The sequence below is a fragment of the Reichenbachiella agariperforans genome, assembly GCF_900142205.1.
GTDB lineage: Bacteria > Bacteroidota > Bacteroidia > Cytophagales > Cyclobacteriaceae > Reichenbachiella > Reichenbachiella agariperforans.
Window position 1 is genome coordinate 1 of sequence record NZ_FRAA01000004.1, and the last position, 14285, is coordinate 14285.

The window sequence follows — 14285 nt, forward strand, 5'->3', positions numbered from 1 at the left end:
TTGTCGGCTGGGATCACGTTGAAGGTACAAGTCTCCGTGTTACCATTTCCATCTGTAGCGGTCAGTGTGATGACTTGGCTCGCAGTAATCACTGTTCCAACGGCTGGGGATTGTGTGATCGTAGCAGTTCCGCAATTGTCAGCGGCAGTTGCCATAGTCGTGTAATCCAACAGCGTATATTCACAACTCGTATCGAAACTCACATTCTGATCTGCAGGGCACGTGATCGTAGGTTTCGTGTTGTCGGCTGGAGTCACACTAAACGTGCAAGTTTTTATATTTCCGTCCCCGTCATTGGCAGTAAGTGTAACGACTTGAGTAGCGGACAAAACAGACCCTGGAGCAGGAGATTGTGTAATGGTAGGCGTACTACAGTTGTCACTGGCGATCGCCAAACTCCTATAATCAGGCAAAGTATATTGGCAACTGGCGTTAAAATCTATCGTCTGGTTTGCTGGACAGGTAATCGTAGGTTGATCATCTACAATGGCTACAGATTGGGTTTTGAACTGAGAACATGTTCCTCCCGTCGTGTATCTCACAGTATAGGTGCCACCGCTGCTAGCCGACAAATCTATTTTACCCGTAGAACTATTGATAGAAAGACCCGAAGGAGAACTGGTAAATGTACCTCCTGCATCCCCTGATATAGTAGGCGTGGGATCAGGTAGATTAGAACAATAGCTGCTGCTACCGTAACTAAAAGAAGGATCTCTAACTATCCCCAGTTTTGCTATTATTTTCAGATCTATATCGCTACTGTAAACGCTAAGTAATTTTTCATTTCCAAATCCAGTTGTTGTAATACTATTGGACCCATCTCCGTTGCCCTGTCCTTTAGCACTAGCTTGGACAACCAGTTGATCGCTGGCATCCCCAGGGTGCATCACTACGCCAATATAAAATCTACTGGTAGTCGGAACTGGCAAAGAAGGCAGCTCAATCCAAAACTCTCTAAAATTATGCACTACCCCTAACGAAGTAGGTGAAAGACCTGTTACACCCCCGACCTGAGTACCTGGTCTGCCTGACCCATTGTCATCATAAACCATCACATCAATCCTAAGATTATCATTGGCGTCCGAAAGAAACCCAAGACCTAATAAAACAGCTCCTACTGAGGTCGTACCAGGGCTAGGGCTAGTAAATCCTTCAAAGATTGTTTTTGCGTCTGTTGGGTTTGTAGAGTTCGATGGATCTGGTACACCTGTAAGCCTACCAGATCCATAATTAAAAACAGTTGTGGTTGGAGTGGGGGTTTCCCACTCATAGGATAGCGTATCACATTCTTGCGCTTTGGATAGGGTGAATGTCAACAAGGTAAGAGCAATAAGTAGTATCTTTTTCATCTATGTATCGGAATAATAAGGGGATGATTTACTGAATCAGTTGACATGAAAAACGACCTGTACGCATCGGTTCTCTTCATCCTGTTCGGAGATAGGGTCTATTTCACCTCTCCCAATCGTAGAGATGCGATCCCAAGCCACACCAATCTGAACAAGTTCGTTGGCCACCGCTGTTGCCCTTGCTTCAGATATTTGCTGATTAAATTCTTCTGTACCAGATGCGCTCGCATGTCCGATGATCGTAACATTAAGTTCCTGATGCGCTTCTAGTATTTCAGCTACTCTAGAGATGACCTTGTATTGATTTCCCGAAATCACCGAATCTTCAGATGCAATTGCAAATCTGATGATTAAGTCCTTTTGAGTAAAAACAGCATTGAGAGAATCAGGTAATGCTTCAACATTTGTGGGTTGGGTCACGAGCTGCGCCGAGGTTTCAACTGGCTCAACTAGAGTAGGCCATGTGACAAGTGCTGGTTGAGTGTGAGTGACATAGGTTTGTCTCTCTACAGGTTTGTTTCTGCGACATAGTTTAATCCCCAGCATAAGCCCATGCGAACCTCCTAGAGATTGGGTTTTGGTAGGGATTTCATAGTTATAAGCAAAAATGAATCTATCATTGATTTGCACGTCAGCCATTACCGCCAAGCCATAGCCAGTTTTGTAGATCGCTCCAAGGCCTAAGATATCTTTGAGCAAGACGCTGCTACCGATATCTAGTTGATCGGTTTGTTCATCGTAGTTTCGATAGAGAAGAAATCCTTCGAGCATCCAGTTAGGCCCACTAGCGAGATCATAAGCAGCGTAAGCATTGAACAGCTCACTCTGCGCAAAGTTCAACTCTGATTTTCTCGAAAATGTCTGAGGCATGGCCGCCCCTAGCGTCAACCTTCGAGAAGTAAACATCAGCCCCAAACCATTGGATACCCGTGATTGGGGTTGATTTTGCCCAACCAACAATTCGTCTGTGTAATCACTAGCGATCACTTCATTCATATCGAATCGCTGCTGATCGATCCCCAGAGAGAAAGCGGCATGCAGCGAGCTATGCTCAGATACCTTCAGATGATAAGCATAACTGATGTTCCCTGAAAACTGAGTGACTAATCCTAAATCCGAATAGCGTATGGTAGTTCCCAAACCATGTGTAGGAGTTAGACTCCCATAGAGACTCAGTTGCTGCATAGAAGGAGCATTATCTACTCCGGCTGTTTGTACTCTACGATTGACAAAACCATACCAGCAGTTGTTCATACCTGCTACAGCGGGATTGATCAGAAAGGTATTTTGGTTGTAGAGGCTATAGGGCGTGATCTGTTGGGCCAATGCAAACGGACCATGCGTAGCAAGAATAACTACTAGTGTGGTTAGGAGGTGAATTTTTCTCATGTGCTGACGCTGATTTACAAATACAAAGATGAAAACAGCAGCTACGCGAGGCAATACGAGGCATCCCGTAAATACATACGTGGCAGTACGTAAAAGTCAAGCACATTTGGATGGAGTCAGATGAGAACCCTACATATCCGTTTCATTTCACATGAAAAGGCAGCTAGGAAACTGTAGCATTTTTTTATCCTCCCCGAACCTATATTTTGCATTTAATCAGCTTATTTTATGATTTTATCCTGATCTTGGTTACTCGAATTAATTACATCTCACTAGTGATGCAGCGATTATTCCTTTTAGCAGTTTTTATATTCTCAGCAGGTGGTTCGTCCTATGGCAATCACAACTACGATTCACTTTTTCAGGTCATTGATAGTCAACCTACTTGGGAGGCTAAACTTCCCTTGTATGACACCTTGGACTTATGGATATACCCCGAAAAGCTGGATCTATACCAACAGTGTCTTTCTCGGGCTATCCAGAACACTAAAGCAGAACAACAGTACGATTTTGCTGCCAAGTACGCCATTCGTCTTGCTCAAACGTATTATTCAGAAGTATTCATCCCTGATTCTGCTTTTGCTATCCTCAGTAGAGCACTTAGCTGGGATGATCGGTTGTCTCCATCCTCCAAAGGATCGCTATTCATACAGCGGGGGCATGCCTATTCATATATAAACGAATATGACAGTTCACTACGTGAGTATAATAATGCAGCTCATGTTTATGAAACACTCAATGATTCAACTCAGAGGGAATTTGGAGAGGCCTACTTATATATGGCAGCCAGACACATGCAAAAGGGCGATTTTATAAAATCAGGTGAATTGTTAGAAAATGCCCGTGCGATATTTGCCCACAACTATGATACTGCTAGCCTGATCAAAACGATCAATGAGACGGCTATCCTCTATGGGATGAACGGGTTTGCTGAAAAGGCAATTGAACAGCGAAAAAGAATCACTCAGTTGAGCAATACTGATACAGAAATAGGACTGATTCTGGTGAACTATATTAACTACGCCACTGAAGCCCGCAAATTGAATAATGATAGTCTAGGGATTCGTTTATTGAAAAAAGCAATCTCACTTGGTGGTCCAAAGCCAGACCTAAGGTATTCCGCTTACAGTAAGCTCACGGTTGCATATACCAAAATCAACCGCTGTGATTCTGCGAACCACTATTTTCAGCGCATGCAAGCCGAACGAGATAAATTTAAGGAATCCAAATGGCTGGATGAGCTTTATTTATGGGCACAGGTCTATTCCCTTTACTGTCAAAACAGATATGACGAGACAATTGCTCTGTCTAAGCAATTGATCGATCAGTGCCGAACACAAAACAAGTACGAAGAGGTGATGGAAATGGAGAATTTGACCTATAAATGCTATTTGGCAAAAGGGGATTTCGAAAATGCTCATACACACCTACAGTCTTCCATTCATATCAAAGACTCCATACTCAGCGCCAGCAAATCCAATGCACTGGTCTATATGGAGACATTGTATGAGAAAGAGCACAGGGAGAGGCAGATATCTGATCAAGAAAATGAAATTAAGGTTCTCGCAACAGCCAATTTATTCAAAACCCGACTGAGCTGGGCTATCGGGATTGGTTTGCTCTTATTCTTTGCGGGAATTTATTTCTATCGCTCATCAAGGTTTGCCATTCAAGCCAAAAAAATGGAAGCCCTCTATTCGCGGCAATTGATCGTAGCACACGAGGATGAAAGAAAACGCATCTCCCAAGACCTCCACGATTCAGTCGGCCAAAGTCTTATTTTGATCAAAAATAAGGTAGCCTTGAATCAAGATGAAAACACCACCAATATGGTATCCAAAGCACTAGAGGAAGTGAGATCAATCTCCAAGGCACTGCATCCAGCTGTATTAGAAAACTTGGGTCTTACAGCTGCCATCCAAAAATTGGTAAGTGACGCAGATGAATACTCCGACATTTTCTTTTCCGAAGAGATTGACACCATAGATGGTTTATTTGACGAAGCAAAGGAATTACAAATTTACAGGATCATTCAGGAGTGTTTGAATAACGTACTGAAGCATTCGATGACAGATTCTGCGTCAATAGTCGTAAAGAACGAACCGAAACGTATATCGATCCAAGTGAAAGATTATGGCGTGGGTTTTGACTTGACTGAAGACTCCAGAGTGGTGACTAGCTTAGGAATGAAAACGCTCAAAGAACGAACACAACTTCTTGGTGGCAAATTGATGATAGAATCCATCAAGGGAAAAGGAACTAGTGTCACACTCCATATTTCAAAACGAACAGAAAATGCTTGATTCGAAAGTAGTACGCATCGTAATCGCAGATGATCACCCGCTGTTGTTGCAGGGGTTGAAAGAACTACTGCATCAAAAAGGTGATGTAGAATTGTTGGGAGCTGCAAGCGATGGTGCCACAGCTTTAAAATTGATCTTAGATAGCCAACCTGACATTGCTCTATTGGATATTGAAATGCCCTATTTGAGTGGCTTGTCCATTGCAGAGGAGTGTAGAAAAAAGCAGCTAGACACTAAATTCATTCTCCTATCCTATCACAAAGAGCCCGACTTGATCGCTCAAGCGAAAAGTCTCAACATAGCGGGCTATATCCTAAAAGAAGATACCAGTACAGAAATATTCAAATGTATAGATGAGGTCATGCAGGGTAATTCTTATTACAGCCCCTCGATTCTCTCTACTGCCACTACCACCGATAGCAAAAAGACCGTCAATTTAGATTTGCTTTCATCATCAGAAAAAAAGATCCTCAAACTTGTAGCAAGTCAATGTAGCTCTCAAATGATAGCCGAAAGACTTCATATCTCTGAACGAACGGTAGAAAAGCACAGAAGCAACATTATCAGCAAACTAAACCTAGCAGGTCAATCAAATAGTCTTTCGTTGTGGGCAGTAGAACAAAAGAGGTTGATTATGGCTTTGTGAAATTGACTAAACCACTATGGGCTGAAAGCACCATAGGTTTAGGAGAGAATGAAATTCTCTACATTCTGAATCAAGACCTTAGATCCATAGACACGAGATTGTAGACAGAAAACTATCATATTTACTAAAATATAAATACTAGTATCCTATTAGAGGTTGGTAGAAGCTAAAGCGAGATCCACTAAAGCGCATACCCGCCGGCAAAGGTACGGTTTCAACTACCTCTTGTTACTAAATAAGACACGAAGCAGTCCTCAAACGAAATCCTCGGTCATATAAAATATTGTGGAGCCAATTATCTAGTTTTGCGTCCGAATCCCCGCCCAGTTCAAAACAACCATAAAACAAGATTGATGAAGACTATATACGAAGCAAATGACGCTATACTAGAGTTTGACGAAGAAAAAACCACCTTATACATTACTTGGAAAGGGGAAGTATCTGAAACTTCGGTAATAAAGGTTTTGTCTCTAGCAGCCAAAGCTTCCTACCTCACTGATACGATACACTGGCTAATTGATAGAAGACAACTAGAGTCATACGAAGCAGAAGCACGAATCTGGGTAAAAAACGACTTCATAGATAAAGTAGGCAAAGAGCTGATCCAAAAAACGGATAAAATTGCAGCAGTTATGTCAGATAGTGCCATGGCGCAAGTCTCCTCCAATGTCCTGATCGACTTGATCGTCGAACAAAACCCAAACATAGCGTTTAAGGAATTCGATATGGTACTGCCTGCGTCCAACTGGCTGATCGGTAGCGTGGAAGAAACCAAAGAAGAACCGAAAAAGAAAAAAGGCTTCTTTAGTAGAAAATAGCCCCTCGTGCTAAACAATATTGCCCAAATCAAAAAAAGCAGCCTTTCGAGCTGCTTTCCTTTTTTATAACGTGAATACCCAACCGTGCGGGTCGGGTTTTCTACCCATCTTGATATCATCTAATTCACTGAACAGCTTATCCGCCAGCGGCGTCTCTGTTGGCAGTTGATACTGCTTGCCTTCATTTCCTATCATCTTGATCTTCGAAATCGTCGCTGCAGTCCCCGCTCCGAAGGCTTCCTGTACTGTACCTGCTTCCAGTGCTGCTATCAGTTCTGTCACCGTTAGTCGGCGTTCCTCTACTTTCATCCCCCAGTCGCGTGCAAGTGTCAGTACACTGTCTTTGGTGATTCCATTAAGTATGCTATCTCCTGCTGGGGCAGTGATCAGCGTATCGTTGATATAAAACAACAAATTCATCGTACCAGCCTCTTCGATATACTCATGCTCCTTGCCATCTGTCCAGATCAACTGGTGGTAGCCTTCTTTGAGCGCCTCCATAGCTGGATATAAAGACGCGGCATAGTTACCCGCAGTCTTTGCAAACCCCACGCCACCAGAAGCAGCACGAGTATATTTTTTTTCTATCTTGACATTAACGGGTTCTGAGTAGTACGCACCTACAGGCCCTGTGAAAATCAAAAACTTATAGGTCATCGAAGGTCTGATTCCTACATAAGGATCATTGGCAAATATCACTGGACGAATATACAAAGACGTATCAGGTCTCGTCGGAATCCATGCCGCATCTAGCTTGAGTAACTCGGTCAGTGCCTCCATGAACAGATCTTCTGGGATAGGAGGAATACACATCCGCTCCGCACTAATTACCATACGCTTGGCATTGGCATCTGGTCTAAAAATACGGATAGCCCCTTGGTCATCTTTGTAAGCTTTCAAGCCCTCGAATACAGACTGAGCATAGTGCAAGGTCGCATTGGCAGGACTAATCGATAGATCACCATAAGGCTCAATTCGAAAATTCTTCCATTCCCCATCTTCATATTCAGCTGCGAACATGTGATCAGAATACACCTTCCCAAATTCAATGTGATTAAAGTCAACCTCGTTGATTTTGGATTGGGCAACCTCTTTGATATCAAAATCGATCGTACTACTACTCATCTCTTATATATTTGATTGATTCTGCCTTTTCTGTCTACAAAAAGACGATGCTAAGTTACAGAATTTGCCATGTTTTTCTGCTTTGTTCTGATTTTTTGAAAAGTCCCTATTATTTATTTGGCCTCCATGGCACTTCATCGATATTTAATTGCACAGCCATCCATCTACACAGCACAAATAAGTAGTCTGACAACCTGTTAAGGTAGATTTGTACTTCGTCCGCAACATACTCTTCTTGTGCCAATGCGATAACAATCCGCTCAGCTCTACGGCACACCGTTCGCGCCACATGCCCAAACGAAACCGACTGATGGCCACCAGGCAACACAAAGAATTTCATCGAGGGCAAATCGCCATCCAGTACATCAATGGCACGCTCTAGTTGCTCCGTCTCTTCTGACTCCACTGGAGGCTTCTTTACTTTGGTCTTTTGAGGATCGGTGGCCAAATCCGCTCCGATCACAAATAAATGATTCTGAATAGAGATGAGCAACTCGATATGTCGTGTATTAACTGCCTGATCTCGGAGCAACCCAATGTAGCTGTTGAGTTCGTCAACCGTACCATAGGCCTCTATCCGCAGAGCGGATTTAGGCAATCGTGTACCTCCCAGCAAACTTGTTTCTCCCTTATCTCCTGTTTTAGTGTATACTTTCATGTTGTCGATTGTGCTTTATTCTCATTTCGAATATTGTATCTTACTGCCAAATATCGTAAACTTATAAACTAGAATTCGTCCACTTGATTCAAAAGCATCGTTTCATGAAACTTACTTATGTATTCCTCTCCTTTTGGATGCTAGGTTTATTCACATCCTGTGTTGACAAACACCCCAAGGCAGACATGGTTATATTCAACGGATTGATTCATACACTGAACAAGAAAGAACCTCGTGCAGAAGCTCTCGCCATAGTAGATGGAAAAATAGTCTACGTCGGTAACAACCTCAACGCCAACAACTGGGTAGGTGACAGTACGAAAATTTTGGATTTAAACAAAAAAACAGTTGTTCCCGGCTTCATCGATGGTCATGCACACCTGATGGGTGTTGGCTACAACATGATGAACCTCGATCTATCAAAAACCAACAGTTACGAAGAGATCATTTCAGCAGTAAAAGCCAAGGCATCCTCTACCAAAAAAGGTGAGTGGATCATCGGGCGAGGATGGCATCAAGAAAAATGGGACAGCATCCCCTCTCCTTCCTTTCAGGGCTTCCCTACGAACGATTCATTATCCGCGGTATCCCCTAACAATCCCGTCGTACTCATGCATGCGAGTGGACACCTTATTTTGGTCAATCAAAAAGCACTCAAACTCGCCAAAATCACTAAAAAAACAACTAATCCAGAAGGTGGTGAAATCTTCCGAAACGAAGACGACCTCCCAACTGGGATACTCAATGAATCCGCTACTCAACTCGTCCAAAGCATTATCCCTGAACCTAGCGACGAAAAAAGAATAGAAGCGCTAAACCATGCCATAGAAGAATACCTCAGTCATGGCGTCACTGCTGTACACGACGCAGGGATCGACCAAAAAACAATCGCACTCTACGAATCCTTCTACAACCAAAACATGCTTCACCTCCGTGTCAATGCCATGCTAGATGGAAGTGACAGCAAACTGCTAGATCATTGGTTCCAAACTGGACCAAAAGTAGACAATGATTTTTTAACTGTGCGCACGATCAAACTCTATGCTGACGGTGCCTTAGGCTCGCGTGGAGCACTCATGTTAGAGCCCTACAGTGATGCGCCCGAAGAGTCTGGCAAAAAAATCACCACCGCAGACCAACTACTCCGCGTATCTGAGCGCGCTTACGAGACGGGTTTTCAAGTAGCCATCCACTGTATCGGAGATGCCGCTAACAAGGCCGTACTTAACATCTACAAAATTGTATTTCAGTCCGACACCACGAAAGTAAACCCAAGGTTTCGCATCGAACATGCACAGCACATCGCTGCGGATGACATACCGAGATTTGGCGAAATGGGCGTGATCCCATCTATGCAAGCCATACACATGTCCTCCGATCGACCATGGGCAATACACCGTATCGGCGAAGAGCGCATCAAAGAGGGAGCCTATGTCTGGAGAAAACTCATCGACTCTGGCGCCACAGTCATGAATGGTACAGATGCCCCCGTCGAGCCCGTTAGTGTCCTTGCTAATTTTTATGCATCCATCACCCGAAAAACACTCAGTGGTGATCCAGAGGATGGTTTCGAAGGAGACCAAAAAATGACTCGAATCGAAGCACTAGAATCTCTCACCATCAACAATGCCTACGGTGCATTCCAAGAAGACATCAAAGGCTGTATAGAAATCGGAAAAGTAGCAGATCTCACGATACTCTCTCAAGATATCATGTCTATCCCTGAAGAAGACATCCTAAAAACAGAGATCGAATACACCATCGTCGATGGTCAAGTCAGATACAAGAAATAGTTTAAGCCTTTTTCAGCTCCAAAATCGTGATCTCTGGCAAAATACCTATACGGCCAGGGTAACCCAAAAAGCCAAACCCACGATTAACATAGAGATACTGTTCCCCTTGCTGATATAGATCAGCCCATTGCTTATAGATGTACTGTGATGGACTCCAACGAAAATCTCCTATCTCTATCCCAAACTGAAAACCATGCGTATGCCCAGACAGCGTCAAATCTATATCTCCAAACTCGGGACGTACCTGAGCATCCCAGTGACTAGGGTCATGAGATAGCAGAATCTTTGTATCCGCCTCCACATATTGGCTGGCCTTGGTCAGATCACCATATTTAGCAAATCTCCCCTTCCCCCAGTTCTCCACACCTATTAAAGCGAGTCGTTCGCCATCTACTTCCACATATCGATGCTCGTTGAGCATGATATCCCACCCCATATTTTTATGTGATTGGATCAAGTCTTCTAAATTCTTTTGCTTGGACTGTGTAGATCTCCATTGTTTATAATCTCCATAGTCATGATTACCCAAGACGGAAAACTGCCCTAGAGGAGCCTTCACCTTAGAAAAGATATCCATGTAATCAGCCACTTCTTTGGATTCATTGTTGACCAGATCGCCGGTAAATAGGAACAAGTCGGGCTTCTCCGCCATCATCAGGTCTATACCTCCCTGAACTGCCCGTTTGTTATAGAAGCTCCCGCTATGGATATCCGACAACTGAGCAATCTTCACTCCATCAAATGCTTTGGGTAGATTTGGGAGCAAAATGGTTTTCCTTCTGACTCTGTAGTCATAAGCTCCTGATAAAATCCCATAACTCATCATCGCTACGGGTACAGCACCAGCCACCAAAGCTGATTTCGCCAAGAATTCCGATCGCGTTATTCCTTCCGCCGCTTGCGTCACCCCTCCATTGTTCACTATCCCTCGATAAGCGTACTTACCCAGCCGAATGATATCATCCAAAAAGACAAACACGCCCGCGATCAATTTAGAAACAATATTCATCATGATACCTGTCGCGACAAAATTCCGAAAAGTAGCCAATTCGAAAGTATCCATACGATTCCAAAAGAGTAGCCCTACTACTGCCAACAACGTAAACAACCAGTAAATAGAATATAGTATGGTTTTAATCAGCTGGGATTGATTCTGGGTGAGTAATCTAACCGCCTGAAACACATAGTAGTCCAAAGCTAGGAAAGCCAGAAAAAAGAAAACAAGAAGTACGAATCTATTCATAGATCACTGTTTACGGCGGTATGGCCGAGATGTTATTATACAATTGATTGATTTTTACGCCAGTCATTTGACAATTGCGAAGGGATGTTAACTTTGCGACCTCAAAAGCACACCATGGAAAATCACAATACGGAAGTTACCACGAATATACAGGAGAGCATCACGCGTTTTCTAGCCAGTAGAAAGTATAGCAAAATAGCCGTATTGGTGGATGAAAACACGGAAGCACATTGTCTTCCCAAAATACTGGATGCCCTACCTGACCACTACCTCATCACCATCCCCAGTGGAGAGTCTAACAAGAACCTCTCTACCTGTGAAGACATTTGGATGGCATTGACCGAAGCAGGTTTTGACCGCAAAGGACTCATGATCAACCTCGGCGGTGGTGTCATCGGTGACATGGGAGGATTTGTAGCCAGTACTTACAAGCGTGGATTTGAGTTTCTCAACATCCCTACCACATTACTTTCACAAGTGGATGCCAGTGTAGGCGGCAAGCTAGGCGTAGATTTTCATGGATTTAAAAACCACATCGGCATCTTCAACGAACCTCAAAACGTACTCATCTATACCGACTTCTACAGTACACTACCCAAAGAAGAGGTTCGATCAGGTTTCGCGGAAGTCATCAAGCATGGGCTGATCTATGATGCAGCCTACTGGGAGCAAGTCAAAACCATCGACCCTTACCGTCACGACTGGACGGAGGTTGTTTCACATTCCATCGACATCAAAAAAAAGGTGGTTACAGAAGACCCTTTCGAGTCTGGGTTGAGGAAAATCCTAAACTTTGGTCACACGATCGGTCACGCCATTGAATCTTACTTTTTGGAAATCCCTGGAGAGAGACTATTACATGGAGAAGCGATCGCAGTAGGCATGATTACAGAAGCGTATCTCTCACACAAACTGACAGGGCTGAGCAAAGAGTCTCTTGAGGAGATTACGGATTTTTTGATTAAAGTCTATGCACCGAAGAAAATCGATGCGAAGTTGTTCGAGGAGATATTGGGACTGACGACACAGGACAAGAAGAATGAAGGAGGAATAGTGCAATTCAGTCTACTCAAAGAAATAGGTAGCTGTACGATCAATATCCCGATAGGGATTCCAGACATGATCGACAGCTTGTTTTACCTCAACGAGCGAATAGGATAAACGCAGAGCGGCTAGATAAACATCCGCTCTTGTTTCTTCTTAGAATCCACTCGATTCACTTTTTGAACCACTCTATCATTCTTAATGATAGAGTAGGTAGCCAATCCTAAGACTGTCGCAGTGACACCTGCGATCAGTGTAGGTACGATACTTTTTCTTGCTTTTTTCATATCTTTTTCATTCAATCCTCATGCCTCTCACACCTTAGTGAGCAGTGGGTATATATACGCTGATAATACAATTTTAGATGGCTCATCCCCCTAAATATTATCATATATATTTTCATCGATGCTAACAATGTAGGGGATGGCTAAAACTCAGATTATTATTCAAAGTACGGTTTCTCCTACCTCCCTCTCCAAATAATATTTGGCTGAAACAGGTCAAACGAACCATTCCCTCCACCTTTTTATCTCTCCTCATCCGTAAAACCATAATTCGGTTTCAAAATCCATCAATCTATCTAGTGCCTGTCTGATTTTCGGATTAATATTGCCGAATAATCTAAGACTAGAAAATATGAGTGACGCATTATTCCTTGCAAAACACCAAGCCAAACTATCATTAACTGTTCCTTTGACCTCATCCAAGAGCGAAAGCAACAGGGCTCTTTTGATTCAAAAACTAGGTGGCAACCAAGCGTCACTAGATAACCTCTCGACTGCACGGGACACTGTCACGATGAAGCGCCTGCTGTCCTCTGATGACGAAAAGCTAGACGTATTAGATGCAGGTACGGTCATGCGTTTTATGACGGCTTACCTTGCCATGGGATCGACCCAAAGACAAATCACAGGTACACCACGCATGTGCAAGCGTCCCATCAAGATACTCGCTGAGGCACTCAACGACCTAGGTGCTAACATCAGCTACCTAGGAGAAGAAGGCTACCCACCCCTACAGTTCGAGCCATTTCAATCGCAAAAAACAAACAGTCTCACGATCCCTGGCAACATCAGCAGCCAATACATATCTGCGCTACTAATGATCGCTCCGACACTACCAGAAGGATTAACCATCCATCTCGAAGGAGAAATATATAGTCGTCCATACATAGAGATGACGCTCAACCTCATGAAACACTTCGGTATAGACAGTCAGTTCGAAGAGCAATCTATCACCGTAGCGTCTCAAAACTACCAAGCCAACAGCTATACCATAGAATCCGACTGGTCAGGCGCTAGCTACTGGTACAGTCTCGTATCCATGGCATCAGAAGCAGAGGTTACACTTACGGGACTAAGAGAGAAATCCAACCAAGGCGATAGTGCCATAGCACAGATCATGGAAGGAATCGGTGTAAAATCTGTATTCACTGACAATGCGGTCACACTAACCAAATGTGACCACAAAGCACACATGGTGATAGACTTCAAATCCTGCCCTGACCTAGCACAGACAGTATTCGTATGTGCAGCGGTCAAAGGTGTAAGTCTAGAAATGACAGGGCTAGAAAGTCTTCGTATCAAAGAAACCGACCGTACAGCCGCCATGGCTACCGAGCTTGCCAAACTAGGTGCCAAACTAGAAGAAACCAAACCAGGCACATGGGTACTCACTCCTATGCCAAAGGATCATGTGATCACTGCTCCTGTCACGTTCGATAGCTATGACGACCACCGCATGGCGATGGCACTTGCACCTGTATCTATGCTTTGCGATGTAGTGATCAACGAACCAGAGGTAGTGGTCAAGTCCTACCCAGAATATTGGGACCACCTCAAAATGGCAGGCATCCAAATCACAGAAAAATAAGTACCACTGAACCGAAAGAGAAGGATTTGGGTTCTTATACATTGA

At 43.6% G+C, this 14285-nt stretch carries 12 protein-coding genes; 6 read left to right on the forward strand and 6 right to left on the reverse strand.

Annotation, left to right across the window (positions count from 1 at the left end; all coding sequences use genetic code 11):
- The coding region (locus BUB99_RS11275) for an HYR domain-containing protein (protein ID WP_139280984.1) at positions 1-1349 on the reverse strand (1349 nt) is incomplete at its 3' end.
- A gap of 36 nt (positions 1350-1385) precedes the next feature.
- Positions 1386-2738 (reverse strand): PorP/SprF family type IX secretion system membrane protein, encoded by a 1353-nt coding sequence (locus BUB99_RS11280; RefSeq protein WP_073122575.1) that lies wholly within the window; start codon positions 2736-2738, stop codon positions 1386-1388.
- A 278-nt stretch (positions 2739-3016) separates the two neighbouring features.
- On the opposite strand from BUB99_RS11280, the gene BUB99_RS11285 reads away from it, so the two are divergent.
- From BUB99_RS11285 to BUB99_RS11295, 3 genes are all read left to right on the forward strand, one after another.
- Positions 3017-5041 (forward strand): tetratricopeptide repeat-containing sensor histidine kinase, encoded by a 2025-nt coding sequence (locus tag BUB99_RS11285; protein ID WP_073122577.1) that lies wholly within the window; start codon positions 3017-3019, stop codon positions 5039-5041.
- Complete coding sequence (locus BUB99_RS11290) at positions 5034-5687, forward strand: response regulator (protein WP_073122579.1); 654 nt, start codon at positions 5034-5036, stop codon at positions 5685-5687. The genes BUB99_RS11285 and BUB99_RS11290 overlap by 8 nt, the downstream gene beginning before the upstream one ends.
- A 353-nt stretch (positions 5688-6040) precedes the next feature.
- Entirely contained in the window at positions 6041-6505 is a 465-nt protein-coding gene (locus BUB99_RS11295) for a hypothetical protein (protein ID WP_073122580.1), read from the forward strand.
- A gap of 63 nt (positions 6506-6568) precedes the next feature.
- Here BUB99_RS11295 and BUB99_RS11300 read toward each other — a convergent pair whose 3' ends face one another.
- Positions 6569-7630, reverse strand: coding sequence for a branched-chain amino acid aminotransferase (locus BUB99_RS11300; RefSeq protein ID WP_073122582.1), 1062 nt, complete (start codon positions 7628-7630; stop codon positions 6569-6571).
- Between the two features lie 109 nt (positions 7631-7739).
- On the reverse strand, positions 7740-8288 hold the full coding sequence (locus BUB99_RS11305) for a cob(I)yrinic acid a,c-diamide adenosyltransferase (RefSeq protein ID WP_073122584.1): 549 nt from the start codon (positions 8286-8288) through the stop codon (positions 7740-7742).
- Between the two features lie 104 nt (positions 8289-8392).
- Here BUB99_RS11305 and BUB99_RS11310 point away from each other — a divergent pair, with 104 nt between their 5' ends.
- Entirely contained in the window at positions 8393-10081 is a 1689-nt protein-coding gene (locus tag BUB99_RS11310; protein WP_073122586.1) for an amidohydrolase, read from the forward strand.
- A gap of 1 nt (position 10082) precedes the next feature.
- Here the strand turns inward: BUB99_RS11310 and BUB99_RS11315 are convergent, their stop codons facing one another.
- On the reverse strand, positions 10083-11324 hold the full coding sequence (locus tag BUB99_RS11315; RefSeq protein ID WP_073122588.1) for a metallophosphoesterase: 1242 nt from the start codon (positions 11322-11324) through the stop codon (positions 10083-10085).
- A gap of 114 nt (positions 11325-11438) precedes the next feature.
- Between BUB99_RS11315 and aroB the strand changes: the two genes are divergently transcribed.
- A complete protein-coding gene (aroB, locus tag BUB99_RS11320) occupies positions 11439-12485 on the forward strand; it encodes a 3-dehydroquinate synthase (RefSeq protein ID WP_073122590.1) in 1047 nt (348 codons plus the stop codon).
- An 11-nt stretch (positions 12486-12496) separates the two neighbouring features.
- Here aroB and BUB99_RS20390 read toward each other — a convergent pair whose 3' ends face one another.
- Positions 12497-12655 (reverse strand): hypothetical protein, encoded by a 159-nt coding sequence (locus tag BUB99_RS20390; RefSeq protein ID WP_158584352.1) that lies wholly within the window; start codon positions 12653-12655, stop codon positions 12497-12499.
- Positions 12656-13004: 349 nt separating this feature from the next.
- On the opposite strand from BUB99_RS20390, the gene BUB99_RS11325 reads away from it, so the two are divergent.
- Positions 13005-14240, forward strand: coding sequence for a 3-phosphoshikimate 1-carboxyvinyltransferase (locus BUB99_RS11325; protein ID WP_073122591.1), 1236 nt, complete (start codon positions 13005-13007; stop codon positions 14238-14240).
- Positions 14241-14285 lie beyond the last annotated feature (45 nt).